The organism is Actinomadura graeca, assembly GCF_019175365.1.
GTDB lineage: Bacteria > Actinomycetota > Actinomycetes > Streptosporangiales > Streptosporangiaceae > Spirillospora > Spirillospora graeca.
In genome coordinates this window covers 1,843,404-1,870,148 of record NZ_CP059572.1, presented here as the reverse complement: position 1 = coordinate 1,870,148, position 26,745 = coordinate 1,843,404, and the positions used below count along the sequence as shown (strand labels likewise).

Here is a 26,745-nt window from a genome sequence, read left to right as displayed (position 1 = left end):
CGCAGTGGTGTGCGGGCCGCGGCGTGACGGATCACGCCGGGCCGGACCCCGCCGGACGGGGTGGCGCCACCTGATCCGACCTTCCTGAGGAGAAACATCCGTGTCCGAGCGCACTCTTGTCCTGGTCAAGCCCGACGGTGTCCGCCGCGGCGTCGTCGGCGAGGTCGTCTCCCGGATCGAGCGCAAGGGCCTGACGCTCGTCGCGCTCGAACTGCGCACCCTGGCGCGTGAGACGGCCGAGGCGCATTACGAGGAGCACGCGAGCAAGCCGTTCTTCGGCGAGCTGGTCGAGTTCATCACCGGCGGCCCGCTCGTCGCGATGGTCGTGGAGGGCCCGCGCGCCATCGAGGCGTTCCGCGCGCTGGCCGGCGCCACCGACCCGGTGAGCGCCACCCCCGGCACCATCCGCGGCGACTTCGCGCTGGAGATCGGCGAGAACATCGTGCACGGCTCGGACTCCACCTACTCCGCCGAGCGCGAGATCAAGCTGTTCTTCCCGGAACTGGGCTGACGGCCGCCCGCCGGGACGCCGCCGCGCGGCGTCCCGGCACGGCCGCCCCGCTCGACACACGCGGGCAGGGCCGCCCCGATGCGCATCGGTTTAACTAAAACCATCCTGTTCAGCACCCGTTTTTTTGGCGACGCGCGCACCGGGGGTGACTGCCCGCTGGCGCGTGAGCACGTTACGATGGACAAGCCGCTATACACGCCCGTCAAGATGAAGGGCTCCCTTTCTTCATGGGTAACAAGCTGTCGTTTCTCGGCCGTGACATGGCGGTCGATCTGGGAACCGCCAACACACTCGTGTACGTGCGGGGGCGTGGCATCGTCCTGAACGAACCGTCGGTCGTGGCGATCAACACCAACACCGGGAAGATCGTCGCCGTCGGCATCGAGGCGAAGCGGATGATCGGCCGGACGCCCGGCAACATCGTCGCCGTCCGCCCGCTCAAGGACGGCGTGATCGCCGACTTCGACGTCACCGAGCGGATGCTGCGCTACTTCATCCAGAAGGTGCACAAGCGCCGGCACTTCGCCAAGCCGCGCATCGTGGTCGCGGTGCCGAGCGGCATCACCGGTGTCGAGCAGCGCGCCGTCAAGGAGGCCGGCTACCAGGCCGGCGCCCGCCGCGTCTACATCATCGAGGAGCCCATGGCCGCCGCGATCGGCGCCGGGCTGCCCGTCTACGAGCCCACCGGCAACATGGTCGTCGACATCGGCGGCGGGACCACCGAGGTCGCGATCATCTCGCTCGGCGGGATCGTCACGAGCCAGTCGGTCCGCGTCGGCGGCGACGAGCTCGACCAGGCGGTCATCTCCTTCTCCAAGAAGGAGTACTCCCTGATGCTCGGCGAACGGACCGCGGAGGAGATCAAGATGGCCATCGGGTCCGCCTATCCGGGTGGGGACGAGGAGCCGCACGCCGAGATACGCGGCCGTGACCTGGTCAGCGGGCTTCCGAAGACCGTCGTGATCTCCGCCGAGGAGGTGCGGCGGGCCATCGAGGAGCCGGTGAACTCCATCGTGGACGCGGTGAAGACGACCCTCGACAAGTGCCCGCCCGAGCTGTCCGGCGACATCATGGACCGCGGGATCGCCCTCACCGGCGGCGGAGCCCTGCTGAAGAACCTCGACGAGCGGCTCCGCGAGGAGACGGGCATGCCGATCCACCTCGTGGACAACCCGCTCGACTCGGTCGTCCTCGGCACCGGCAAATGCGTCGAGGACTTCGAGTCGCTCCGGCAGGTGCTCGTCCCGGAGCCGCGGCACTGAGCTCCCGGCGGAACTAGGGAACGGGAGGTCGGTGGGTGAAGGACACCCGGCGCACCCGCGTGGTCCTCGGCGCGCTGCTCGTCACGGCGCTCGCGATGATCACCATTGACTACCGCGGCGGGGAGCACTCCCCGCTGCACGGCCTGCGCGGGATCGGCGCGGCGGTGTTCGGCCCGGTCGAACGGGCCTCGGCGTCGGTCGTCCGGCCGGTCGGGAACACCTTCGACGCGATCACCGACGCGCCCGGCGAGCGGCGGCGCGCCGACCGTCTCGAACGCGAGAACCAGAAGCTGCGCGAGCAGCTGCGCGCGGGCCGTCTCGACCACGACCGCTCCGCCCAGCTCCAGCGGCTGCTCGGCACCGCCGGGATGGGCGGCTACAAGATCCGCGCCGCGCAGGTGATCTCCGCGGGGCAGGGCTTCGAGGACACCGTCACCATCGACGTCGGCAGCCGCAACGGCATCAGGACCGACATGACCGTGATGAGCGCCGAGGGGCTCGTCGGCCGCGTCACCCGCGTCGGCCCGGCGACCGCGACCGTGCTGCTCGCCACCGATCAGACGTCCTCGATCGGCTCCCGCCTGGAGGACTCCAAGGAGATCGGGATCGTGCAGGGCCGCGGCCGCCGCGGACTCGGCAACGGCGGCACCCCGCTGCGCTTCCAGCTCCTGGACGCCGCGGCCCCGATGCGCGTCGGCCAGCGGGTCGTCACGCTCGGGTCGCAGGGCGAGCGGCCGTACGTCCCGGGCGTCCCCATCGGCGTGGTCGAGCGGATCGACAGCGCGGGCGGCCTGACCCGCACCGCCCACCTCCGGCCGTTCGTCCGGTTCACCAGCCTGGACGTCGTCGCCGTGGTCGTCGCGCCGCCGAAGACCGACCCGCGGGACGCGGTGCTGCCGCCGAGGCCGTCCCCGCCGCCCACCCCGGCGCCCGCGCCGACCGGGACACCGGCCCCCGGCGCGTCGCCGTCGGCGGGCCCGGAGGCGAGCCGGAAGGCGCGGCCGCGCGGCACCAAGAGCCCGACCACGAGACCGACCACGGGGGACTGACGTGCTCAACGCACCGGAGGCGTCGTCGACGGGACGCAACGTGATGGCCGCCGTGGTGATCGCGGTGGCGCTGATCCTCCAGGTCTCGGTGGCCAACCGGCTGCCGACGCCCGGGGGCGTGCAGCCCGACCTCGTCCTGCTGGCCGTGGTGGCCCTCGCCCTCGTCAACGGGTCGATGACCGGCATGGTCGCCGGGTTCCTGGCGGGCCTGGCCGCCGACATCATCCCGCCCTCCGACCACACCCTCGGGCGCTACGCGCTCGTCTACTGCCTCATCGGCTACCTGTGCGGGCTCGCGTCCGCCGAGATGGACCGGCAGTCGGCCGTCCCGTTCTTCGCCGTCGCGGCCGGGGCCCTCGCGGGGACCGTCCTGTACGCCGCGACCGGCATGATCCTCGGCGACCCGCGCGCCGAATGGGACACCGTGTCCAGCATGGTGCCGCTCCAGGTCGTCTACGACGTGATCGCCAGCCCGTTCATCGTGTGGGCGGTGCTGCGCGTCACCCGCCGGTACGAACGCGGCGAACGCGCCCGCGGGGACCGCCTGTCGGTCCCCGCCGCCCGCTACCGCGCGATGTCGGGGCGGAGCGGGGGCCTGTGAACTCCAAGACGCACTTCCGGCTCGTCGTCCTCTACGTCCTCGTCGGCGCGCTGCTGCTGGTCCTGGTCGGGCGGCTGTGGTCGCTCCAGGTCCTGGAGGGCACCCACTACCGGGAGATCGCCGCGCAGAACCGCACCCGCGACATCGTCGTCCCCGCCATCCGCGGCATGATCCTGGACAACCAGGGCCGCGCGCTCGTCCGCAACCGCAGCGCGCTCGTCGTCTCGGTCGACCGCACCTCGCTGTCGCGGCAGAAGGACAGGGGCACCGGGGTCCTGAGGCGCCTCGCCGCCGTCCTCGGAACGAGCCAGGACGAGATCCTCAAGCGGATCCGGCTGTGCGGCCCCGGCATCCAGCGGCCCTGCTGGCCCGGCTCCCCCTACCAGCCGATCCCGGTGGACGACCGCGTCGACCCCAAGCGCGCGTTGCAGATCATGGAGCGGCAGGAGGACTTCCCCGGCGTGACCGCGCAGGTCCAGGCCGTCCGCGACTACCCCAAGCCCGAGGGCGCGGGCGCCGCGCAGGCGCTCGGCTACCTCCAGCCGATCACCCAGGAGGAGCTCGACAAGCGCAAGGGCCTCAAGGTCACCGGCTACAGCGGCGTCGACCTGATCGGCCGCGCCGGGCTGGAGGCGCAGTACGACGGCGACCTGCGCGGCGAGCCGGGCTTCCGCAAGGTGCTCGTCGACAGCCAGGGCCGCGTCACCGGCACCGCCGCGGAGAAGGCACCGGTCACCGGCGGCAACCTCGTCACCAGCCTCGACGCGGGCGTGCAGGGCGCGGCGGAGAAGGCGCTCCAGACCGCCATCGAGGGCGCGCGCCGCGCCGGCAACAAGGCCGACGCCGGGGCCGCGGTCGTCATGGACGTCCAGACCGGGCGGATGGTCGCGATGGCCAGCTACCCGACGTACGACCCGGGCATCTGGACCGGCGGCATCTCCCAGGACGAGTACGACGGGCTCCTCGGCAAGAAGAAGGGCGAGCCGCTGATCTCCCGCGTCACCCAGGGACAGTTCGCGCCCGGGTCCACGTTCAAGATCTCGTCGGTGTCCGCCGCGGTGAAGGACGGCTACCCCCTGAACGGCATCTACCCCTGCCCCGGCTCCTACAACGTCGGGAGCCGCGCGTTCACGAACTTCGAGGGCCAGGGCCACGGCAGCATGGACCTCCACCAGGCCCTGGTGGTCTCCTGCGACACGATCTTCTACAAGTTCGCCTACGAGGAATGGCTGCGCGACGGCGGCATGAAGCCGCGGAAGACCCCGTCCGACCCCATGGTCGGAATGGCCCGCAACTTCGGGTTCGGCGCGCGCAGCGGCATCGACCTGCCGAGCGAGACGCCGGGCCGCATCCCCGACCGGGGATGGAAGAGGAACTACTGGAACGCCACCAAGAAGTCCGACTGCAAGGGCGCCAAGGAGGGCTACCCCGGCGTCGCCAAGACCGACCCGGCCCGCGCCGCCTACCTCAAGGCCATCGCCGCGGAGAACTGCACCGAGGGCTTCGTGTGGCGGGCCGGTGACGCGGCGAACTTCTCGGTCGGCCAGGGCGACGTCCTGGTCACGCCGCTGCAGCTCACCCGCGCGTACGCGGCGGTGGCCAACGGCGGCAGGCTCGTGACCCCGCGGCTCGGCGTCGCGGTGGTACGGCCGGACGGCACGGTCCTGCGCCGGATCCCCGACCCGCCCGACCCGCGCCTCCCGGTCGACGCGAAGATCCTCAAGTACATCCGCAGCGGGCTGGCCGACGTGACGAAGAAGGGCACCGCCGCGGGCGCGTTCTCCGGATTCGACTTCAAACGCGTCGACGTCGCCGGCAAGACCGGCACCGCCGAGGTCTTCGGCAAGGCCGACACCTCGTGGTTCGCCTCGTTCGGCCCGGTCGGCAAGCCCCGCTTCGCGGTGGTCGCGATGATCGCGCAGGGCGGCACGGGCGCCTCCGCGGCGGCGCCCACCGTCCGCGCGATCTGGGAGGCGATGTACGGGACGAAGGACAACAAGCCCCTGCTGAAGGACGGCAGGATCCCCTCCGACCTTCCGAAGCCCCCGGCGGACGGGGCCGTGCCGTGAACGAGGCCAATGTCGGCTCCATCGGGGGATACGGCGACCGGGCGCTGTGGCAGAGCCGCGTCGCGGGGCTGCGGCGCCTCGACTGGACGCTGTGCCTGACCGTCGTCGCGCTGTCGCTCATCGGCGCGCTGCTGGTGCGCTCGGCGACGTTCCAGCTCATGACCGAGCAGGGCAAGGACCCCGAGGGCTTCCTCAAGCGCCACATCCTCAACCTGGTCATCGGGTTCGCGCTCGGCGGCGTCGTGACCGTCCTGGACTACCGGCTGCTGCGCGCGTACGTCCCGATCCTGTACGGGGTGGCCTGCGTGGGGCTGGTCGCGGTCCTCACCCCGCTCGGGTCGACGATCAACGGCTCGCACTCGTGGATCGTGATCGGCGGCGGGTTCCAGGTGCAGCCGTCGGAGTTCGCCAAGGTCGGCCTCGTCGTGCTGCTCGCGATGATCCTCGGCGAGCCGCGGGACGGGGAGATCGGCCCCGGCCGGCGCGACGTCCTGCTCGCCCTCGCGCTCGCGGGCGTGCCCGCCGCGCTGATCATGCTGCAACCCGACCTCGGCACCACGCTGGTGTTCACCGCCGTGGTCCTCGGGATGCTGGCGGTCTCCGGCGCGCGCAAGCGCTGGCTCGCCGGGCTGGTCGGCGGCGGTGTCGCCGCGGGCTTCGCGGTGTGGTTCTTCGGCCTGCTGAAGCCCTACCAGCTCGCCCGGTTCACCGCGTTCATGGATCCCTCCGCCGACCCGCGCGGCGCCGGCTACAACGCCCAGCAGGCCCGGATCGCGATCGGCTCCGGCGGCGCGTTCGGCAAGGGCCTGTTCAACGGCGAGCAGACCGGCGGGCACTTCGTCCCCGAGCAGCAGACCGACTTCATCTTCACCGTCGCGGGGGAGGAGTTCGGCTTCGTCGGCGCGGCCGTGATCGTCGTGCTCCTCGGCGTCGTGCTGTGGCGGGGCCTGCGCATCGCCACCCAGGCCGCCGACCTGTTCGGCACGCTCGTGGCGACCGGGGTGGTGTGCTGGCTGGCGTTCCAGACGTTCGAGAACGTCGGGATGACGGTCGGGATCATGCCGATCACCGGGCTGCCGCTGCCGTTCGTGTCCTACGGCGGCTCCGCGACGTTCGCGAACATGATCGCTTTCGGGCTGCTCCAGGCCGTCCATGTGCGGCGCAGGCCGTTCGACTAGTTCCCGGCGGTAGGCTGGGCGTTCGTCCATGGCCCCATCACGGAGGACACCGCCATGCCCGTCCAGTCGATCTTCCCGCGACTGGAGCCGCTGCTCCCGCGCGTGCAGAAGCCGATCCAGTACGTCGGCGGGGAGCTGAACTCCCAGGTCAAGGACTGGGACGAGGCCGAGGTCCGGTGGGCCCTGATGTACCCGGACGCCTACGAGGTCGGGCTCCCCAACCAGGGCGTCCAGATCCTTTACGAAATCCTCAACGAGCGCGACGGCGTCCTCGCGGAGCGGACCTACTCGGTCTGGCCCGACATGGAGGCGGTCATGCGGGAGAACGGCATCCCGCAGTTCACCGTCGACGGGCACCGCCCGGTCGCCGCGTTCGACGTGCTCGGCGTGTCGTTCTCCACCGAGCTGGGCTACACCAACCTGCTGACGGCGCTCGACCTCGCCGGCATCCCCCTGGACGCCGCCGACCGCGCCGACGGGCACCCGATCGTCCTCGCGGGCGGGCACGCCGCCTTCAACCCCGAGCCCATCGCCGACTTCGTCGACGCCGCCGTGCTCGGCGACGGCGAGGAGATCGCGCTCGCGATCACCGAGGTGATCCGGGAGTGGAAGGCCGAGGCCGGCCCCGGCGGGCGGGACGGGCTGCTGATGCGCCTCGCCGCGTCCGGCGGGGTGTACGTCCCCCGCTTCTACGACGTGTCCTACCTGCCGGACGGCCGGATCCAGCGCGTCGCGCCGAACCGCCCGGGCGTGCCGTGGCGGATCGAGAAGCACACCGTCATGGACCTCGACCAGTGGCCGTACCCGAAGAAGCCCCTGGTCCCGCTGGCCGAGACCGTCCACGAGCGGTTCAGCGTGGAGATCTTCCGCGGCTGCACCCGCGGCTGCCGGTTCTGCCAGGCCGGGATGATCACCCGCCCGGTGCGGGAGCGGTCGATCACCACGATCGGCGCGATGGTCGACCAGGGCCTGAAGGAGTCGGGCTTCCAGGAGGTCGGGCTGCTCAGCCTCTCCAGCGCCGACCACAGCGAGATCGGCGAGGTCGCCAAGGGGCTCGCCGACCGCTACGAGGGCACCAACACCTCGCTGTCGCTGCCGTCCACCCGCGTGGACGCCTTCAACATCACCCTCGCCAACGAGTTCTCGCGGGGCGGCCGCCGGTCCGGGCTGACGTTCGCGCCCGAGGGCGGCTCCGAGCGGATGCGCAAGGTGATCAACAAGATGGTCACCGAGGACGACCTGATCCGCACCGTCACCACCGCCTACGAGAACGGCTGGCGGCAGGTCAAGCTGTACTTCATGTGCGGGCTGCCCACCGAGGAGGACGAGGACGTCCTCGCCATCGCCGACATGGCCAAGCGCGTCATCCGGGCCGGCCGCGAGGCCACCGGGCGCAGGGACGTCCGCTGCACGGTGTCCATCGGCGGGTTCGTCCCGAAACCGCACACCCCGTTCCAGTGGGCCGCGCAGTGCGACCACGAGACCGTCGACCGCCGCCTGCGCGCCCTCAAGGACGCCCTGCGGGGCGACCGCGAGTACGGCCGCGCCATCGGGCTGCGCTACCACGACGGCCAGCCTTCGATCGTCGAGGGGCTGCTGTCGCGCGGTGACCGGCGGGTGGGGCGGGTCATCCGGGCCGTGTGGGAGGACGGAGGCCGGTTCGACGGTTGGAGCGAGCACTTCTCCTACGAGCGCTGGACGGACTGCGCCGCGAAGGCCCTCGCCGGTGAGCCCGTCGACCTCGACTGGTACACCGTCCGCGAGCGCGACGAGGTCGAGGTGCTCCCCTGGGACCACCTCGACGCCGGGCTCGACCGCGAGTGGCTCTGGCAGGACTGGCAGGACGCGGTGGAGGGCACCGAGGTCGAGGACTGCCGCTGGACCCCCTGTTACGACTGCGGCGTCTGCCCGACCATGGGGACCGAGATCCAGATCGGCCCGACGGGCCGCACGCTGCTGCCGCTGACGGTCGTCTGACCCCCCGCGGACGGGCGTCCGAATCCTCCGCGAAGAGGTGTCCCAGGCCGGAACGGGGTTCGATCGGGGCCTGATCCGGACGCCCGGAGCCCCTGAGCTGCGGGGCCCGTGGTGCCTGTGTCCCGGCCGGGGGCGAAAGGGCACCGGGCGCCCCGTACTCTATAGGGAGACGTTTTCGACTCGACACGAGTAGGAAGGACAAGAGCCCTGGCACCCATGCCGGAGGGTCCGGCGCCGGCCCCAGTGATCCAGCGCCTGCGCGTCCGCTACGCCAAGCGGGGCAGGCTGCGGTTCACGAGCCACCGCGACATTTCCCGGGCCGTGGAACGCGCCGTGCGGCGCGCCGGGATCCCTGTCGCGTTCAGCGCCGGATTCACCCCGCACCCGAAGATCTCGTACGCGGGTGCGGCGGCGACAGGGGTGGCCAGCGAGGCGGAGTACCTTGAGATCGGGCTCATCGAGACCCGCGACCCTGCGCGGGTGCGGGCCGATCTCGACGCTGCCCTGCCCTCCGGGCTCGACATCGTGGATGTCGTGCCGGTCGGGGCGGGACGCGCCGCGGACGCGCAGGCCAGGCCGGGCGCGTTCGCCGATCGGCTCCAGGCGTCCGAATGGCGGATCCGGCTGGACGGCGTGTCGCACGACGACGCCGCCGCTGCCGTCGCCGCCTTCCTGGACGCGCGCGACATCGAGGTGGAACGCCTCACCAAGAAGGGGCGGCGCCGGTTCGACGTGCGCGCCGCCGTCCATGCCCTGGAAGCACACGCTTCCATGCCGGACCGGCGCGCCGCGGAGGCGGCGGATGCCCCTTGTGCGATACTTCGAATGGTTGTTCGGCATTCAACACCCGCCGTACGACCCGACGACATCCTCACCGGACTGCGCCAGGTCGCCGACCTAGCGCCGCCGTCACCACCGCTGGTGACCAGGCTGGCGCAGGGGCCCCTCGACGCGGCCACCGGTGGCCTCGCGGATCCTCTGGATCCCGACCGGGAGATCGGCCTGCCGTCCGGCGACGACGCCGAGACGGCCCGCGGCCCAGTGCGGCCGCAGCCCGGGGAAGCCGCGAGCGCGGATGCCGTCAGCGCCTGATCGTGGGACCGAAGCCGTGGCAGCACGGAACCGGTCGCGCAGGGGACGACGGGCGCGCCCCCGACGACTTCGTCGTCATGGCCGGACGACCGTCCGGCGGTGACGACGCCGACGACTGACGGAGTGCTCTCGTGCGGCGCACCGCATCGTTCCGCCCCCTGGCGGAGCAGCGGTCGCGCCCGGGAGCCTGACGGGAGATTGCCCGCATGCTTGACAACGAAGCCGATTCGGCCGCTGCCGAAGGCACCGGCAACGAGAACGACGACACCGCGACCGGCACGGACGTGACCGCGCGCACGCGCCGCCGCGCGAGCCGCCCGGCCGGGCCGCCGCCGGACGTGGAGGAGGCGCCCGCGGCGCCCGCCCAGGCGGCGCCGCCCGCCTCGGCGGAGGAGCCCTCGCCCGCCCAGGAGCCGGAGCCGGCGCCCAGGCGCAGGGTCCGCCGGGCGGCCGCGTCCGAGCCCGCGCCCGCCGCGGAGGGGGAGCCCGCTCCCGGCGACGAGGCCGCGTCCCAGCCCGCGTCCCAGCCCGCTTCCGAGGCGCCGGCGAAGCGGACCCGCACCCGGACCCGCACCCGGGCGGCGCGGGCCGCCGAGGACGAGGGCGGCACCGCGGAGACCGCCGAGCCCGTCCCGATGACCGGCGCGGAGACCTCGCCGGAGGAGGCCCCGGCGGAGAAGACCTCCGCCCGGACCCGGACCCGCCGCCGCGCGGCCGCCGCCGCGCCCGTCACCCCCGACGAGCCGGACGTCCCGTCCGTGCCCGGGGTGCCCGGGGTCCCCGGAGCCGAGGCCGGCCAGGTGTCCGAGGCCGAGCCCGCGGGCGGCGTCGTGCCCGGCGTGACGTTCCAGCCGCCCATGGTCGTCTTCCAGCCGCCGCAGCCCAAGGCCGAGACGCCCACCCGCCCCAAGGACGAGCCGAAGTCCGCCGAGCCCGCCGCCGAGGACCGTGACGAGCACGGCCCGGCCTCGGCCGAGGACGACGACGAGGACGACGGCAGGCCCTCGCGCCGGCGCCGCCGCCGGGGCGGCCGTGGCCGCGGCCGCGGCAAGGACGGCGTCGACGACGAGGCGCAGGCCGAGGACGCCGCCGAGGCCGAGGAGCCCAAGGAGGCCAAGGAGGCCAAGGACGAGCAGCCCGCCAAGGCGGGCAAGGCGAGGTCCGCCAAGACCAAGGCCAAGGAGAAGGCCGCCAAGGCCGAGCAGGACGACGCGCAGGACGCGGGCGGCGAGGACGACGACGACCAGGGCGGCACGAGCCGCCGCCGGCGCCGCCGCAGGCGCCGCTCCGGGGGCGACGGCGAGGGCGGCACCGACGATCCGCCGAACACCGTCGTGCACGTGCGCGATGCCCGCGCCGTGGAGGACGAGGTCCAGTCCGTGCGGGGCTCGACGCGGCTGGAGGCCAAGAAGCAGCGCCGCCGCGAGGGCCGCGAGCAGGGCCGCCGCCGCCCGCCGGTGATCACCGAGGCCGAGTTCCTGGCGCGCCGCGAGGCCGTCGAGCGGGTGATGGTGGTGCGGCAGGAGGGCGAGCGCACGCAGATCGCCGTGCTGGAGGACGGCGTCCTCGTCGAGCACTACGTCAACCGCGCCACCCACCAGTCCTACGTCGGGAACGTCTACCTCGGCAAGGTCCAGAACGTGCTGCCGTCGATGGAGGCGGCGTTCGTCGACATCGGCAAGGGCCGCAACGCCGTCCTGTACGCGGGCGAGGTCAACTGGGACGTCGCCGGGCTGGAGGGCCAGCCCCGCCGGATCGAGTCGGCGCTGAAGTCCGGCCAGTCGGTGCTCGTCCAGGTCACCAAGGACCCGCTCGGGCACAAGGGCGCCCGCCTGACCAGCCAGGTCTCGCTGCCCGGCCGCTACCTGGTGTACGTGCCGGACGGCTCGATGACCGGCATCAGCCGCAAGCTGCCCGACAAGGAGCGCAGCCGGCTCAAGTCGATCCTCAAGAGGGTCATGCCCGAGAACGCGGGCGTGATCGTCCGCACGGCCGCCGAAGGCGCCACCGAGGAGGAGCTGGCCCGGGACGTGTCGCGGCTCGCCGCGCAGTGGGACAACATCCAGAAGAAGGTCAAGACCGCCTCGGCGCCGTCGCTGCTGTACGGCGAGCCGGACCTGACGATCCGGGTCGTCCGCGACATCTTCAACGAGGACTTCTCCAAGCTCGTCGTGTCCGGCGGCGACGCCTGGGACACCGTCTCGGAGTACGTGGAGTACGTCGCGCCGCACCTCGCCGAGCGCGTCGAGCGCTGGGACGGCGACCAGGACGTCCTCGGCGCGTTCCGCGTCGACGAGCAGATCGCCAAGGCGCTGGACCGCAAGGTCTGGCTGCCCTCGGGCGGCTCGCTGGTGATCGACCGCACCGAGGCGATGACGGTCATCGACGTCAACACCGGGAAGTTCACCGGGCAGGGCGGCAACCTGGAGGAGACCGTCACCCGCAACAACCTGGAGGCGGCCGAGGAGATCGTCCGCCAGCTCCGGCTGCGCGACATCGGCGGCATCGTCGTGATCGACTTCATCGACATGGTGCTGGAGAGCAACCGCGACCTGGTGCTGCGCCGGCTCGTCGAGTGCCTGTCGAGGGACCGTACCAAGCACCAGGTGGCCGAGGTGACCTCGCTGGGCCTCGTCCAGATGACCCGCAAGCGGGTCGGGCAGGGCCTGCTGGAGGCGTTCTCGGAGACCTGCGAGTCCTGCAACGGGCGCGGCATCCACGTCCACCTGACCCCCGTCGAGCCGAAGCCGGACAAGGCGTCGGCCAAGGAGGGCGGACGGCGCCGCAAGCGCAAGGGCGAGGTCGAGCGGGCCGTCGAGGAGAAGCTGGCCCAGCACGAGACCACGCCCAAGGAGACGTCCGAGCCGGAGCCCCGCGACGAGCCGGAGCCCGCGCGCCCGGCGCGGTCGAGGGCCAAGAAGTCCGGTCCCGCCAAGCGGCCCGCGGGCCCGCCGCCGGACGTCGACGCCGACGAGGCGCCGGTGCAGGCCGCGGTGGAGGCCGCCGAGGCAGCGGCCGAGGTCGCCGGCACCTCGCCGGGCGCCCTGGCCGCCGACGAGCCGGTCGCCGCCGACGATGCCGACGGTGCCGAGGCGCCCGCCGCGGGCACCGCCCCGGCCGGCACCGCTCCCGCCGACGCCGCCCCGGCGGCCCCCGCCGAGGCGAACGGCGCCGAGGCGAGCGGCGCGCAGGACCACGGCGCCGAGCCGGGCGCCGCGGAGTCCAACGGGTCCGCGCCGTCCGCCGAGGCGAACGGGGCCGCCGCCGTGGACGCCGACGAGCCCGGCGCCGTCCGGCGCCGCCGCGTCCGCCGGCCGCGTGCCGCCGCCAAGGCGGCCGATTCCGACTGAGGCCGGAGCACCGGGCCCTGGCCGGACGCGTTCGCGTTCCGGTCAGGGCATCCGGTAGTCTTGTCCTTCGGCGCGCCGTGTGCGCGTCGCCCGAACCCGCACCGCGAGCCCGTCAGGGGCTGTGCCGGTGCACACCCCGCCGATCCGGCGGGGCACAGCAGAGAGCGCCAGGATCTCCTGGTGTGCCGCCCTCGGCGCCGCTGCCGGGGGTAGGCCCCCATCCGGGGGCTGGTGAGCCACGCGCGGGACCGGTTCAGCCCGGAAGCGCGCGCAGACGAAGGGTTTCCGCGGTGTACGCGATTGTCCGCGCAGGCGGCAGGCAGGAGAAGGTCGCCACGGGCGACGTGCTGACGGTCGACAAGCTGGCCGGTGAGGTCGGCTCGACCGTCACGTTCCCGGCCCTGCTGGTCGTGGACGGCGACGACGTCGTCAGCGCCTCGGCCGACCTCGCGCGCTACGAGGTGACCGCCGAGATCCTCGGCGCCGTCAAGGGCCCGAAGATCAACATCATGCACTACCGGAACAAGACCGGTTACAAGCGGCGGATGGGACACCGCCAGCCGTACACCGAGGTCAAGATCACCGGTATCAAGGCCGGGAAGTAAGGGAGCGGTCAGATGGCACACAAGAAGGGCGCGTCGTCCAGCCGTAACGGCCGCGACTCCAACGCCAAGCGCCTCGGCGTCAAGCGCTACGGCGGCCAGCTCGTCAACGCCGGAGAGATCATCGTCCGGCAGCGCGGCACCCACTTCCACCCCGGCCCCGGCGTCGGCCGCGGCGGCGACGACACGCTGTTCGCGCTGGTCGCGGGAGCCGTCGAGTTCCGCCGTTACCGCGGCCGCAACGCCGTGAGCATCGTCCCGCCGGCGGAGTAGTCCGCCTGCGAGCGTTTTTCCGAAGGGGCGGACCAGGCACGGTCCGCCCCTTCGCCGTTCTCACCTTCACCTTCTCACCGGGAGAGTCAACCGTGGCCGCTGGAGCCGGATCGGGCGCGCAGTTCGTCGACCGGGTGGTGCTGCACGCCGCCGCGGGCAACGGCGGGAACGGCTGCGCCTCGATCCACCGGGAGAAGTTCAAGCCGCTCGGCGGCCCCGACGGCGCGAACGGCGGCCGGGGCGGCGACATCGTCCTGGTCGTCGACCCGGGCGCGGCGAGCCTGCTGGAGTACCACCGGCGGCCGCACCGCAAGGCGGGGAACGGGAAGCCGGGGCAGGGCGGTATGCGCACCGGGGCGGACGGCGCCGACGTGGTCCTGCCCGTCCCGGACGGCACGGTCGTGAAGTCGGGCGAGGAGGTGCTCGCGGACCTCGTCGGCGAGGGCACCCGCTACGTCGTCGCCCAGGGCGGGCGCGGCGGCCTCGGGAACGCGGCGCTCGCGACCGCCAAGCGCAAGGCGCCCGGGTTCGCGCTGCTCGGCGAGCCGGGCGACGAGCGCGACGTGGTGCTGGAGCTGAAGAGCGTCGCGGACGTGGCGCTCGTCGGCTTTCCCAGCGCGGGCAAGTCGTCGCTGATCGCGGCGCTGTCGGCGGCCAAGCCGAAGATCGCCGACTATCCGTTCACGACGCTGGTGCCGAACCTCGGCGTGGTCGGCGCGGGCGACACGACCTTCACGGTCGCGGACGTCCCCGGCCTGATCGAGGGCGCCAGCGAGGGCCGGGGCCTCGGCCTGGAGTTCCTGCGGCACATCGAGCGGTCCTCCACGCTCGCGCACGTCCTGGACTGCGCGACGATGGAGCCCGGCCGCGACCCCGTCAGCGACTTCGAGGTGATCGAGCGCGAGCTGCGGGCCTACGACCGCGCGCTCGGCGACCGCCCGCTGTCGGACCGGCCGCGCCTCGTCGTCCTCAACAAGGTGGACGTGCCCGACGCCCGCGACCTCGCCGAGATGGTCCGGCCCGAGTTCGAGGCGCGCGGCCTCCAGGTGTTCGAGGTGTCGGCGGCCTCCCACGAGGGGCTGCGGGAGCTGTCGTTCGCGATGGCGGCGATGGTCGAGCGGCACCGGGCGTCGCTGCCCCCGGCCGAGCCGACCCGCGTGGTGATCCGGCCGGAGCCGGTCGGGGGGGACACCGACTTCGAGGTCAGGCCGATGGGGGAGAACACGTTCCTGATCACCGGGACGAAGCCCGTCCGGTGGCTGCGGCAGACCGACTTCTCCAACGAGGAGGCCGTGGGGTACCTCGCGGACCGGCTCGCGCGGCTCGGCGTGGAGGTCGCGCTCGCCGACGCGGGCGCCGCGCCGGGCGCGACCGTGCTGATCGGCACCCCGGACGACTCGGTCGTCTTCGACTGGGAGCCCGAGGTCGCCGCGGGCGAGGGCGCCCCCGGCCCCCGCGGCACCGACCGCCGTCTCGGCGGCCACCGCTAGCCCCCGGAGGAGACGGCCCGACATGAGCGAGCGCGAGACGATCGCGAAGGCACGCCGGATCGTGGTGAAGGCGGGTTCGTCGTCGCTCACCACCCCGGCGGGGACGATCGACGCCGACCGCATCGACGCGCTGGTGGACGTCCTCGCCGCGCGCCTCGACGAGGGCACCGAGGTCGTGTTCGTGTCCTCCGGCGCCATCGCCGCGGGCCTCGGGCCGCTCGGCCTCACCCGCCGCCCGCCGGACCTCGCGACCCAGCAGGCGGCGGCGAGCGTCGGCCAGGGCCTGCTGTTCGCGCGGTACACCTCCTCGTTCGCCCGGCACGGGCGGACGGTCGGGCAGGTGCTGCTCACCGCCGACGACATGATGCGCCGCTCGCACCACCGCAACGCGCAGCGCACCCTCGCGCAGCTGCTCGCGCTCGGCGTGCTGCCGATCGTGAACGAGAACGACACCGTCGCCACCGACGAGATCCGGTTCGGTGACAACGACCGCCTCGCCGCGCTCGTCGCGCACCTGATCCGCGCCGACGCGCTGGTCCTGCTCTCGGACGTGGACGCCCTCTACACCGGCGACCCGAGGCGCCCCGGGGCCCGCCGCGTCGCGGACGTGCGCGGGCCGTCCGACCTCGCGGGCATCGAGCTCGGCGGGTCCGGCCGGGTCGGCACCGGCGGGATGGTCACCAAGGTGGAGGCGGCCCGGATCGCGGGCATCCCGGTCGTGCTGACGAACGCCGCGTCCGCCGCGCGTGCCCTCGCGGGCGCCCCCGTCGGCACCCTGTTCCATCCCGCGGGCGGGCGCCGCCTCTCCACCCGGCACCTCTGGCTCGCCCACGCCACGACAGGCGCCGGGCGGATCCTGCTGGACGCGGGCGCCGTCGAGGCGGTCGCGCGGCGCGGCAAGTCCCTGCTCCCGGCGGGTGTGACGGGCGTGGAGGGCGACTTCGCCGCGGGCGACCCCGTCGACCTGTGCGGCGCGGACGGCGCGGTCGTCGCGCGCGGGCTGGTCAACTACGACGCGTCCGAGATCCCGGACCTGATGGGCCGCTCGACCCGCTGGCTCGCCCGCGAGCTGGGCCCCGAGTACGAACGCGAGATAATCCACCGGGACGACCTGGTCGTCCTGGCCGAGGCAGAGAAGGACGTGCGATGAGCGAGCGCGAGGAGTTCCTGCGGGTGGCGCGGCGCGCCCGGGAGGCCGCGGCGGGGCTGGCGCCGCTGCCGCGCGCCGCCAAGGACGCGGCGCTGCACGCCGTCGCGGACGCGCTGGCCGCCGCCGCCCCCGGGATCGTCAAGGCGAACGAGGCGGACGTCGCGCGGGCGCGGGAGGCCGGCACCTCCGAGTACATGATCGACCGGCTGAGCCTGAGCGCGGAGCGGATCACGGCGATGGCCGAGGCCGTCCGCAAGGTCGCGGCCCTGCCCGACCCGGTGGGGGAGTCGGTGCGCGGCACCGTCCTGCCGAACGGGCTGGAGCTGCGGCAGGTGCGGGTGCCGCTCGGCGTCGTCGGGATCATCTACGAGGGCCGCCCGAACGTCACGGTGGACGCCGCGGCGCTGTGCCTGAAGAGCGGGAACGTGGCGATGCTGCGCGGGTCCTCCTCGGCGCACGACTCGAACACGGCGCTGGTGAGGGTGATGCAGGAGGCGCTGCGCGGCACCGATGTCCCGGCGGACGCGGTGCAGCTCGTCCCGGGGACGTCGCGGGAGTCGGTGAAGCACCTGATGCGGGCGCGCGGCCTGGTGGACGTCCTGATCCCGCGCGGCGGGGCCTCGCTGATCGCGTCGGTGGTGGAGGAGTCGACCGTCCCGGTGATCGAGACGGGCGTCGGGAACTGCGCGGTGTACGTTGACGCCGCCGCCGACGTGGACATGGCCGTGGACATCCTCCTGAACGCCAAGACGCAGCGTCCGTCGGTGTGCAACGCGGCCGAGACGTTCCTGGTGCACGCCGACATCGCGGACACGTTCGTCCCGCGCGCGCTTGAGGCGCTCCGGGAGGCGGGCGTGACCGTGCATGGCGACGAGCGGATGCGGGCGTACGGCGACGACGTGGTGGAGGCGACCGAGGACGACTGGTACGCCGAGTACCTCTCCCTCGACATCGCCGGACGGGTCGTCGACAGCCTGGAGGACGCCGTGGCGCACATCCGCGCCTACGGGTCGGGGCACACCGAGGCGATCGTCACGGCCTCGCAGCCGGCGGCGCGGCGTTTCGTGGCCCTCGTCGACTCGGCGGCGGTGATGGTGAACGCCTCGACGCGCTTCACCGACGGCGAGGAGTTCGGGTTCGGCGCCGAGATCGGCATCTCGACGCAGAAGCTGCACGCGCGCGGGCCGATGGGCCTGCCGGAGCTGACGTCCACCAAGTACGTGGTGACCGGCGAGGGGCATGTGCGCGGCTGACCACGACCCCCGTGGTGACCGTTATTGACCATTGTTGTAACGATGGCGGCTGTGGTCTGATTCACGACTGTGACTCGTGAGTACAGCCGCCGCCGCGTCCTCAAGGGCGCCGCGCTCGGCGCGGGTATCGCCTCGACGGGACTGGCCGCGTTCCCCGCGCGTGCCCTGTCCGCGTCCCCCGCCGCGCCCACCTCCGCGTCCGCCGTGGCCGGGCCCGCACTGCGCGGGCCCGTCGCCGGCACCACCCTCGACGGCACGTACCGGCTCGGCGCGGCCGGTGCCGGCGGATACCGGCCGGTCGTCGCCGGGCCCGGCGAGCCGCACCTGCTCCGCCGCGACCTCGGCGGCGCCGCCTCCGCGGGCCGCGCCGCCGCCCGGCGCGGCGTCCTCGCGTTCGGGCACCTCACCGACGTGCACGTCATCGACGCGCAGTCCCCGGCCCGCGTCGAGTTCCTCGACCGGCTCAAGGACGGGCCGGCCCCCCTGCCGGTCGAGGGCGCGTACCGCCCGCAGGAGATCCTCAGCACCCAGGTCGCCGACGCCATGGTGCAGGCCCTGAACAGGGTCGGGCGCGGCCCCGCGACCGGGCTCGGCCTCGCGTTCACCATCAACACCGGCGACGCCGCCGACAACGTGCAGTACAACGAGGTCCGCTGGATCATCGACCTCCTGGACGGCGGGCGGATCCGTCCCGACTCCGGCGACCCCGGCCGGTACGAGGGCGTCATGGACCATGTGTCCTACGACCGCGCCTTCTGGCACCCGGACGGCCCTCCGGACGGCGCCGAGGCCGACATCCCGGCCGGCCGGTTCGGCTTCCCGCGCGTCGCGGGGCTCATCGACGCCGCCCGCCGCCCGTTCCAGGCCGCGGGCCTCGCGTCGCCGTGGCTGGCGGCGTTCGGCAACCACGACGGCCTCGTCCAGGGCAACCTGCCCGTGAACCCGCTGCTGTCGGGCCTCGCGACCGGGCGCATCAAGATCGGCGCGCCGGCGTCCGACGCCCAGGCGGCGCGCCTCGCCCGCATGCTCCGCGACGCCGACGCGGCCGAACTGGTCCGGCTCAGCCGCGAGCGCGGCGGCGCGGGCGGCCTGTTCCGCCCGGTCACCCCCGACCCGGACCGCCGGCTGCTGACGCGCGCCGAGGTCGTCGCCGAGCACTTCCGGACGAGCGCCTCCCTGCGCGGCCACGGCTTCACCCAGGCCAACCTCCGGGACGGGACGGCCTACTACGCGTTCGACCAGGGGACCGTGCGCGGCCTCGTCCTCGACACCGTCAACCCGAACGGCTACGCGGAGGGGTCGCTCGACCGGGCACAGGTCGCCTGGCTGGAGGCCCAGCTCAAGGCGGGCAGCCGCCGCTACCTCCGCCCGGACGGCACCGCCGTGCAGCACGACGTCAAGGACAGGCTGTTCGTGCTGTTCAGCCATCATCCGATCGGCTCGATGGAGAACTCCCTCGGCGGCGGCCGCGTCCTCGGGGACGAGGTGAAGGCCCTCCTGCTGCGCTACCCCAACGTCGTCCTGTGGGTGAACGGGCACACGCACCGCAACCAGGTCATCCCGCACGCACGGAAGGGCGGGGGAGGGTTCTGGGAGGTCAACACCGCCGCGCACATCGACTTCCCGCAGCAGAGCCGCATCATCGAGATCGCCGACAACGCCGACGGCACCCTGTCGGTCTTCGCGACCGTCCTGGACTCCGCCGGGCCCGCCTCCTACGGCGGCCGCCTCACCGACACGATCCGGCTGGCGTCGCTGTCGCGGGAGCTCGCGGGCAACGACTGGCAGGAACGCGAGGAGGACCGGCGCGGGGACCTCACCGACCGCAACGTCGAACTGCTCGTCCCCGCGCCCTTCTGAGGACATCCCGCGGACGGGTAGGGCCGCCGCGTCCGTGTCGCGGCGGCCCCGTCCTTCCCCGTCCCGGCCCGGGACCGCGTCGTGCGAACGCGTCCCGATGCGGCGGTCAGTTCGCGCTGTCGGTGGGCCCGCCGTCGCGGCGGCCGCCGAACCGGTCGAACAGGCCGCCCGCGGCGCCCGCGGCCGCGTCCGCCATGTCGCGGACCTTGCCGACGAACGGGTCGGCCGTCCGCTCCCACGACTCCCGGTAGGACTTGGCGGCGTTGCGGATCTCCTCGGTCACCGAGGCGTCCCCGTCGTCGTCGCGGCGCGGGTAGTCGCCCGCGAGGATCCGCTCGTACTCGCCGCCCTTCGCCCACCGGTCGATCTCGGCGAACCGGATCACCGCGTACGGGTGCGACTGCGGCAGCAGGTTCAGGAACTTCAGCAGCCCGTCCCGGACGTCGCCGGCCGCGTCGTACTCGCGGGCCTGCTCCAGGAACGCCTCGCTGCTCATCTCCGTCAGCCGGGTGCCGCCGGCGAGCTTCATGTGGGTGCGCTTCGCCGCGTCCAGGTCCTGCCCGGCGAGGAGCCCCGCCCGGTCCGCCGACAGCTCCGCCTTCCGGAACCACTCCCGCAGCCCGATGATGATCGCCCCGATGCCGATGTTCCCGAGCGGCAGCCACGCCAGCCGGGAGCCGAGCTGGAGGAGGATCTGCATCATCGTCTGGTAGACCGCGTGCCCCGACAGGATGTGCCCGACCTCGTGGGCGACGACGAACCGCAGCTCCTCCTCGTCCAGCAGGTCGATCAGCCCGGTGTTCAGGACGATGAATGGGTGGTCGGAGCCGATCGCCATCGCGTTCGGCGTCGGGTCCTGCCTGACGTACAGCTCCGGGACTTCCGGCAGGTCCAGGATGTAGGAGGCGTCGCGGACCATGTCGTAGACGTTGCGGAACTGGTCCTCGCCGACGCGCACCGTCCCGCCGAGGAACATCAGCCGCAGCGCCCGCTCGTTGATCAGGCCCGACAGCTTGCGCAGGACGACGTCGAACCCCGACAGCGACCGCAGCGCGACCAGCGCCGACCGGTCCGCGGGGTGTTCGTAGGCCCGGGAGCTGATTCCGGGGAACCGCGTGCGCGCCCTGTCCGGGGCGTTCTCCGTCATGTCTGACCTCCTGGTCGTGCAGAGCCCCGCCTCCCGGCGGGAGGGAAGGCGGCGCCAGGCCGTTGCAGGCTGGGACAAGCGGATGTGGACGACGCCATGTCTGGCATGGTAGTTCCGACGAACCACCGTGCCGCAGGGTTCCCCGACGCGGGAACCCCTTCCGGCTCCGGCCCCGGGAGGCGTCCGATGTTCGACCCCAAAGCCGAGGCGATGTCCGTCGACGAGCGGGCCGCGCTCCAGCGCCACAGGCTCTGGGGGCTGGTCGACCGGCTCCTCGCCGCGGGCGGCGTGCAGGGCAGGCGGCTCAAGGACGCGGGCGTCTCCGGCGGCTCCGACGTGACCCTCGCGGGACTCGGGCGGCTGCCCTTCACCACCAAGCAGGACCTCTGGGACCACTACCCCTTCGGGATGCTCGCCGTCCCCCGCGACCAGGTCGCCGCGGTGCACGGGTCCAGCGGGACGCGCGGGCGGCCCACGCTCGTCGCCTACACCAGGGCCGACCTCGACCTGTGGGCGGCGATGTGCGCGCGGTCACTGTCGTGCGCGGGCGCGGGGCCGGGGAGCATCGTCCACAACGCCTACGGCTACGGCCTGTTCACCGGCGGCATCGGCGTCCACCAGGGCGCGGTGGCGCTCGGCGCGACCGTCGTGCCGATGTCCGGCGGGATGACCGACCGGCAGGTCCGGATGCTCGCCGACCTGCGCCCCGACATCCTGACCTGCACGCCCGCGTACGCGCTGCGGCTCGGCGAGGCGGCCGCCGAGGCCGGGGTCGAGCCGCACGCGCTGAAGGCGGGCCTGTTCGGCGCCGAGCCCTGGTCGGAGGAGCTGCGCGCGGCGATCGAGCGCGTCCTGCCGATCAAGGCGATGGACATCTACGGCCTGTCGGAGGTCATCGGTCCCGGCGTCGCCGCCGAGTGCCTGGAACAGGACGGGCTGCACGTCAACGAGGACCACTTCGTCGTCGAGGTCGTGGACCCCTCCACCGGGGATCCCGTCGAGGACGGCACGCCCGGCGAGCTCGTCTTCACCACCCCGACCAAGCAGGCGCTGCCCCTGCTGCGGTACCGGACGGGCGACCTCGCGTCCCTCGACCGCCGCGCGTGCGCGTGCGGCAGGACCCTCGTCCGGATGAGCAAGATCATCGGACGGGCCGACGACATGATCGTCGTCCGGGGGGTGAACGTCTACCCGAGCGAGGTCGAGCGCGTCCTGCTCGGATCCGGGCTCGTCGCCCCCCACTACCAGCTCGTGGTGGACAGGCGCAGCCCCGCCGTCCGGCTCCTCGTCGCCTGCGAGGCGCTGTCCGGCGACCCCCGCGACGAGCTCGTCCACACGCTGCACGAGTCCCTGGGCCTCACCGCCGAGGTGTTCACACTGCCGTCCGGGACCGTGCCCCGCGTCGAGACCGGCAAGGCCGTCCGCGTCGTCACCTGGGAGGACGGTCTCCCGCCGCTGCCCGGCCTCGGCTGACCCCCGTGATCGGCGGGGCGGGCGTCCCGGGCACCGCACCCGCTGGCTATTCTCGTCGCCATGACGCAAAAGCGGCGGCTGGGGATCATGGGCGGCACGTTCGACCCGATCCACCACGGGCACCTCGTCGCCGCCAGCGAGGTGGCCCACTTCTACTCCCTCGACGAGGTCGTCTTCGTCCCCACCGGCCTGTCCTCCCACAAGGAGGGCCGCAAGGTCGCCGCGGCCGAGGACCGCTACCTCATGGCCGTGATCGCCACCGCGTCCAACCCCCGCTTCTCGGTCAGCCGCATCGACATCGACCGGCCCGGCCCCACCTACACCGTCGACACCCTCCGTGACATGCGCGAACTCCAGGGACCCGGCGCCGAGCTGTTCTTCATCACCGGCGCCGACGCCCTGGAGAAGATGCTCACCTGGCACGACACCGACGAGCTGTTCGAGCTCGCCCACTTCATCGGCGTCACCCGCCCCGGCCACCGCCTCGCCGACCCCGGGCTGCCCAACGGGCGCGTCTCCCTCATGGAGGTCCCCGCCCTGTCGATCTCCTCCACCGAGTGCCGCGAGCGCGTCGGCTCCGGCGAGCCCATCTGGTACCTCGTTCCAGACGGGATCGTCCAGTACATCAACAAACGCGACCTCTACCGCCCCCACGCCGCCTGACCTGCGCGGCACACCCGCCCGGCCGCATACCCTGGAGGGGACGGGGCAGCGGGACGTCGCGGCCGGAGGACGACAATCAGGGCCGGCGTCCGTCACCCGTGAGATGGTGTACCGGACATGGCCCCTACAGGGAGGATCGCGAGCGCATCGTGACCGCATCGGACAGGGCAGCGCAGCTGGTCCGGATCGCCGCGGAGGCGGCGGGCGACAAGCTGGCCGACGACATTCTTGCCTACGACGTGAGCGAGCAGCTCGTCATCACCGACGCGTTCGTGCTCTGCTCCGCGCCCAACGACCGCCAGGTCCGCGCCATCGTGGACGAGGTCGAGAAGCGGCTGCGGGAGGAGGCGGGCGCCAAGCCCGTCCGCCGCGAGGGCGAACGCGAAGGCCGCTGGGTGCTGCTGGACTACGCGGACATCATCGTGCACATCCAGCACGAGGAGGACCGCCTCTTCTACGCCCTCGAACGGCTGTGGAAGGACTGCCCCCTCCTCGACCTGCCGGACAGCGTCACCCTCCACCAGGCGCAGCGCGCCCGGGCCGTCGGGAGCGCGAGTGAGTGACGCCCGACCCGCCCGCGAGCCGGGACGGCGCACGCTCGTGCTCTGGCGGCACGGCCAGACCGCCTGGAACGTCGAACGCCGCTTCCAGGGCAAGACCGACATCCCCCTGGACGAGACCGGCGTCCGGCAGGCCGAGCGCGCCGCGGGGCTCCTCGCCGCGCTCCAGCCCACCGACCTGCTCGCCTCCCCGCTCCGCCGCGCCGCCGACACCGCCCGGACGCTCGGGGCCCTCACCGGCCTCCCCGTCCGCTACGACAAGGACCTGATCGAACGGGACGGCGGCGAGTGGGAGGGCCTCACCTCCCGCGAGATCCGCGAACGCTACCCCGCCGAGCACGCCGCCTGGCAGCCCCCCGGCGGGGAGACCAGCGCCCAGGTCGCCAAACGCGTCGGAACCGCACTCGAACGTGCCGTCGACGAGCTGCCCCCCACCGGGCGGCTCGTCGTCGCCTCCCACGGCGCCGCCCTCCGCCTCGGCATGTCCCACCTCCTCGGCCTCCCCGAAGAGGTCTGGGAACGCCTCGGCGGCCTCTCCAACTGCTGCTGGTCCGTCCTCACCGAAATGCGCATCGGCGGCTGGCGCCTCGCCGAGCACAACGCCGGCACCCTCCCCGAGCCCGTCCTCGGCGACGACCGCACCGACAACGGCGCCTGACGCCCCCACCCAAACGATTCGAGACCAGCACCCCAAGTCCTATACACTGGCGAGGCGCTGCGGGATGAACGTCCACGCAGCGGCGGGGCTATGGCGCAGTTGGTAGCGCGCCTCCATGGCATGGAGGAGGTCTGGGGTTCGAATCCCCATAGCTCCACGGGTCGGGCCTTGGTACTCGCCGAGCTTTGCTCGGCTTCGCCGGGGCCCGCTGTGTTTTCCCAGGGGGGCGACCCCCTGGAACCCCCGATGTGGGGGCTCCGCCCCCACGCCCCCGGCGCGCTTCGCGCGATGCGGAGCTCCGCTCCGCCCCCGGAAGACGCGACCAGCTCCAAAAGGCTACTCTGCGTTACGAAGTGCGCAGTCCACGCCGGGCCGTGCGAGCGCGGTGATCAGGGTGATCCAGGCTGGGGCCAGGGTGATGCCCAGCAGCAGCGCCCGCCACCTGGTGGCGGTCACGGCTCGGCGGCTTTGGAGACGGCCACGCCGAGGGCGGGCGCGGTGGGGCTGACCACTTCAGGTCCGTGGAATGGGAGGACAGCGTCGCGTTGCCCGACCTTAATAGATTGAGTGGGGAACGCTCCGGGCAACGAGTCGGCGGATGGCGGCGATGATCGTTCCGAACTGAGGAACGAGTCGTTCGAGGACCCTCTCTACAGGCTGTGGCGGCGGGTACGGTACCCGCTGCTGCGGCGTCTTGGCGTCGTGACGGGCCTCGTCGCAGGATCTGCGGCGGCGTGGTCGTGGGCGAGCAGCCCGGAGTACCGGTGGTACGCGATCCCCGTCGGCCTGGGCATCGGTTTCACCGTCTGGGCGTTGGTCACGTGGCTTAATCCCCTGATGCGGGAGATGCGCCGGGCGCGGGCGGCGGAACTCGCCGCGCTGCCGGTGAAGGAGCGCGAGGATCTCCGGGTGCAGCGCACCCAGTCGCTGGCTCAGATGCTGAGCAGCCTCGGGGTGCTGGTCGGTGTGGCGTTCACCGCGTTGAGCCTGGTCTACACCGCGCAGACCTTGCGAGCCACGCAGGAGGCGCAGATCACCGACCGCTACTCACGGACGGTGGAGCAACTCGGCAACCGCGAGTCCCGGGAAGCGCGGACCGGTGCGATCTACGCACTCGGCCGGCTGGCCCACGACTCCGACCGTGACCGAACGGCCATCGCCAACGTGCTGGCCACCTACGTGCACGAGCACATTCGCACGGACGCGCGGCGGCCGGCCGGTGGCGGGCGGCCCGTCCCGTCGGTGGACGTGCGCGCCGCGTTGCACGTGTTGGGCGACCTCGGAGAGTGGTGGGGTGTCGAGGAACCGCTGGACCTGCACGGGATGGAGCTGGGCGAGACGATCCCCCTGCTGCTGAAAGCGCGCGCGCATCTCAACGGCGCGAACCTCTCCGGGGCGGGCCTGCGCGAGGTCGATCTCAAAGGAGAACAACTGGACAAGGCCGACCTCTCTGGTGCGGACCTCACGACGGCCCGGCTGGAGGGAGCCGACCTTCATGAGGCCGACCTGTCGGGGGCCGTCCTGAGCGCGGCCGTTCTCCGGAACGCCGACCTCCATGGATCCGACCTGCGCGGGGCGAACCTGAGCGCCCTCGTCCTTTGGAGGAGCAAGCACGGCTTCGCCTCGACTCTCACCGATCTCCAGGGAGCCGACCTGGCCAATGCCGACCTCCGGGGGGCCAAAGGGATGCCACCGGCGGATATCCGCCGCGCGGCCAAGACGGTGAGCGGCGCCAAGTTCGAATGAGCGGCATCCCGCCATGCCAGAGACACTCGACCAGGCAGCGGTGACGCCGTTGGCCGCTTCTCGCCTCTGGGCCGGTGCGCAGGGCTGTGTCAAGCTTGAGGCGTGGCGCCGGTGCGGGTGATGTTGGTCGACGATCATGATCTGGTCCGGCAGGGGATCCGCGCGCTGCTGGAGGCGCACGCCGACATCGCGGTGGTCGCGGAGGCGGAGTCGGCCGACGGCGCGGTCGCCGCGGCCGACGAGCACCGTCCGGACATCGTCGTGATGGACGTCGATCTGGGCGACAGCAGCGGGATCGAGGCCACCCGGGAGATCCGCGGCCGGCACGCGGAGATCAGGGTGCTGATGCTCACCGCGTCGGACGACCAGGAGGCGCGCTTCTCGTCGATCCTGGCGGGCGCCTCGGGGTTCGTGCTCAAACGGATCCAGGGCGACGAGCTGGTCACGGCCATCCATGTGCTCCGGGACGGGGGCAGCCTCATCGATCCGGAGCTGGCGAGCGCGCTGCTGCGGTGGGCGACCGCCGGGCGGCAGCCGCCCCTGGACGCCACCGGAGCGAAAGAGGACCGGGTCGCCGAGCTGTCCGCACAGCAGAACCGTGTGCTCGCGCTGATGGCGGAAGGTCTGACCAACAAGCAGATCGGCGCGGAACTGAACCTCACCGAGAAGACGGTGCGGAACTACGTGTCGAGCATCCTCGGCAAGCTGGGCCTGACCGGACGTGCGCAGGCCGCCGTCTATTTCGTCCGCCGCGGTTCCGGGCAGGTCTGACCCGGCGGTT

The 26,745-nt window shown here is 72.9% G+C and carries 22 protein-coding genes and 1 tRNA gene; 22 read left to right on the top strand and 1 reads right to left on the bottom strand.

What is annotated here, in order from left to right; all coding sequences use genetic code 11:
• Nucleotides 1-100 precede the first annotated feature (100 nt).
• From ndk to AGRA3207_RS08555, 15 genes are all read left to right on the top strand, one after another.
• Nucleotides 101-511, top strand: a complete 411-nt coding sequence (gene ndk / locus AGRA3207_RS08625; protein WP_231334036.1) for a nucleoside-diphosphate kinase — start codon at nt 101-103, stop codon at nt 509-511.
• Between the two features lie 227 nt (nt 512-738).
• Complete coding sequence (locus AGRA3207_RS08620) at nt 739-1,773, top strand: rod shape-determining protein (protein ID WP_067461266.1); 1,035 nt, start codon at nt 739-741, stop codon at nt 1,771-1,773.
• A gap of 35 nt (nt 1,774-1,808) precedes the next feature.
• A complete protein-coding gene (mreC, locus tag AGRA3207_RS08615) occupies nt 1,809-2,822 on the top strand; it encodes a rod shape-determining protein MreC (protein ID WP_231334035.1) in 1,014 nt (337 codons plus the stop codon).
• 1 nt (nt 2,823) lies between these two features.
• Entirely contained in the window at nt 2,824-3,423 is a 600-nt protein-coding gene (gene mreD / locus AGRA3207_RS08610) for a rod shape-determining protein MreD (protein WP_231334034.1), read from the top strand.
• Nucleotides 3,420-5,492 (top strand): penicillin-binding protein 2, encoded by a 2,073-nt coding sequence (gene mrdA, locus AGRA3207_RS08605; RefSeq protein ID WP_231334033.1) that lies wholly within the window; start codon nt 3,420-3,422, stop codon nt 5,490-5,492. The genes mreD and mrdA overlap by 4 nt, the downstream gene beginning before the upstream one ends.
• Nucleotides 5,489-6,670 (top strand): rod shape-determining protein RodA, encoded by a 1,182-nt coding sequence (gene rodA / locus AGRA3207_RS08600; RefSeq protein ID WP_231334032.1) that lies wholly within the window; start codon nt 5,489-5,491, stop codon nt 6,668-6,670. Before mrdA ends, rodA begins: the two co-directional genes overlap by 4 nt.
• 54 nt (nt 6,671-6,724) lie before the next feature.
• Nucleotides 6,725-8,647: a TIGR03960 family B12-binding radical SAM protein gene (locus AGRA3207_RS08595; RefSeq protein WP_231334031.1), complete on the top strand. Its 1,923-nt coding sequence runs from the start codon at nt 6,725-6,727 to the stop codon at nt 8,645-8,647.
• A 216-nt stretch (nt 8,648-8,863) separates the two neighbouring features.
• On the top strand, nt 8,864-9,739 hold the full coding sequence (locus tag AGRA3207_RS08590) for a TIGR03936 family radical SAM-associated protein (RefSeq protein WP_231334030.1): 876 nt from the start codon (nt 8,864-8,866) through the stop codon (nt 9,737-9,739).
• Between the two features lie 206 nt (nt 9,740-9,945).
• Complete coding sequence (locus tag AGRA3207_RS08585; protein ID WP_231334029.1) at nt 9,946-13,089, top strand: ribonuclease E/G; 3,144 nt, start codon at nt 9,946-9,948, stop codon at nt 13,087-13,089.
• A gap of 290 nt (nt 13,090-13,379) precedes the next feature.
• Nucleotides 13,380-13,694: a 50S ribosomal protein L21 gene (gene rplU / locus AGRA3207_RS08580; protein WP_067461273.1), complete on the top strand. Its 315-nt coding sequence runs from the start codon at nt 13,380-13,382 to the stop codon at nt 13,692-13,694.
• Between the two features lie 12 nt (nt 13,695-13,706).
• Entirely contained in the window at nt 13,707-13,964 is a 258-nt protein-coding gene (gene rpmA / locus AGRA3207_RS08575) for a 50S ribosomal protein L27 (protein WP_231334028.1), read from the top strand.
• A gap of 92 nt (nt 13,965-14,056) precedes the next feature.
• On the top strand, nt 14,057-15,454 hold the full coding sequence (gene obgE / locus AGRA3207_RS08570; protein ID WP_231334027.1) for a GTPase ObgE: 1,398 nt from the start codon (nt 14,057-14,059) through the stop codon (nt 15,452-15,454).
• A 22-nt stretch (nt 15,455-15,476) separates the two neighbouring features.
• On the top strand, nt 15,477-16,604 hold the full coding sequence (proB, locus tag AGRA3207_RS08565) for a glutamate 5-kinase (RefSeq protein WP_231334026.1): 1,128 nt from the start codon (nt 15,477-15,479) through the stop codon (nt 16,602-16,604).
• Nucleotides 16,601-17,857: a glutamate-5-semialdehyde dehydrogenase gene (locus AGRA3207_RS08560; protein ID WP_231334025.1), complete on the top strand. Its 1,257-nt coding sequence runs from the start codon at nt 16,601-16,603 to the stop codon at nt 17,855-17,857. Before proB ends, AGRA3207_RS08560 begins: the two co-directional genes overlap by 4 nt.
• Before the next feature lie 69 nt (nt 17,858-17,926).
• The gene (locus tag AGRA3207_RS08555) at nt 17,927-19,717 is read left to right on the top strand and encodes a TIGR03767 family metallophosphoesterase (RefSeq protein WP_231334024.1); all 1,791 of its coding nucleotides are present in this window, start codon (nt 17,927-17,929) and stop codon (nt 19,715-19,717) included.
• A 106-nt stretch (nt 19,718-19,823) separates the two neighbouring features.
• Here AGRA3207_RS08555 and AGRA3207_RS08550 read toward each other — a convergent pair whose 3' ends face one another.
• Nucleotides 19,824-20,864, bottom strand: coding sequence for a M48 family metallopeptidase (locus AGRA3207_RS08550; RefSeq protein WP_231334023.1), 1,041 nt, complete (start codon nt 20,862-20,864; stop codon nt 19,824-19,826).
• A 186-nt stretch (nt 20,865-21,050) separates the two neighbouring features.
• On the opposite strand from AGRA3207_RS08550, the gene AGRA3207_RS08545 reads away from it, so the two are divergent.
• The 7 genes from AGRA3207_RS08545 to AGRA3207_RS08515 all read left to right on the top strand — a co-directional run bounded on the left by AGRA3207_RS08545 (nt 21,051) and on the right by AGRA3207_RS08515 (nt 26,735).
• On the top strand, nt 21,051-22,337 hold the full coding sequence (locus AGRA3207_RS08545; RefSeq protein ID WP_231334022.1) for a phenylacetate--CoA ligase family protein: 1,287 nt from the start codon (nt 21,051-21,053) through the stop codon (nt 22,335-22,337).
• Between the two features lie 60 nt (nt 22,338-22,397).
• The gene (gene nadD / locus AGRA3207_RS08540) at nt 22,398-23,000 is read left to right on the top strand and encodes a nicotinate-nucleotide adenylyltransferase (RefSeq protein WP_231334021.1); all 603 of its coding nucleotides are present in this window, start codon (nt 22,398-22,400) and stop codon (nt 22,998-23,000) included.
• 149 nt (nt 23,001-23,149) lie between these two features.
• Complete coding sequence (gene rsfS, locus AGRA3207_RS08535) at nt 23,150-23,563, top strand: ribosome silencing factor (RefSeq protein WP_231334020.1); 414 nt, start codon at nt 23,150-23,152, stop codon at nt 23,561-23,563.
• The gene (locus AGRA3207_RS08530; RefSeq protein ID WP_231334019.1) at nt 23,556-24,218 is read left to right on the top strand and encodes a histidine phosphatase family protein; all 663 of its coding nucleotides are present in this window, start codon (nt 23,556-23,558) and stop codon (nt 24,216-24,218) included. The genes rsfS and AGRA3207_RS08530 overlap by 8 nt, the downstream gene beginning before the upstream one ends.
• Nucleotides 24,219-24,302: 84 nt before the next feature.
• Nucleotides 24,303-24,375, top strand: a tRNA-Ala gene (locus tag AGRA3207_RS08525).
• A 545-nt stretch (nt 24,376-24,920) separates the two neighbouring features.
• Nucleotides 24,921-25,964, top strand: a complete 1,044-nt coding sequence (locus tag AGRA3207_RS08520; RefSeq protein WP_231334018.1) for a pentapeptide repeat-containing protein — start codon at nt 24,921-24,923, stop codon at nt 25,962-25,964.
• A gap of 120 nt (nt 25,965-26,084) precedes the next feature.
• On the top strand, nt 26,085-26,735 hold the full coding sequence (locus AGRA3207_RS08515) for a response regulator (RefSeq protein ID WP_231334017.1): 651 nt from the start codon (nt 26,085-26,087) through the stop codon (nt 26,733-26,735).
• The last annotated feature ends 10 nt before the right edge of the window (nt 26,736-26,745 follow it).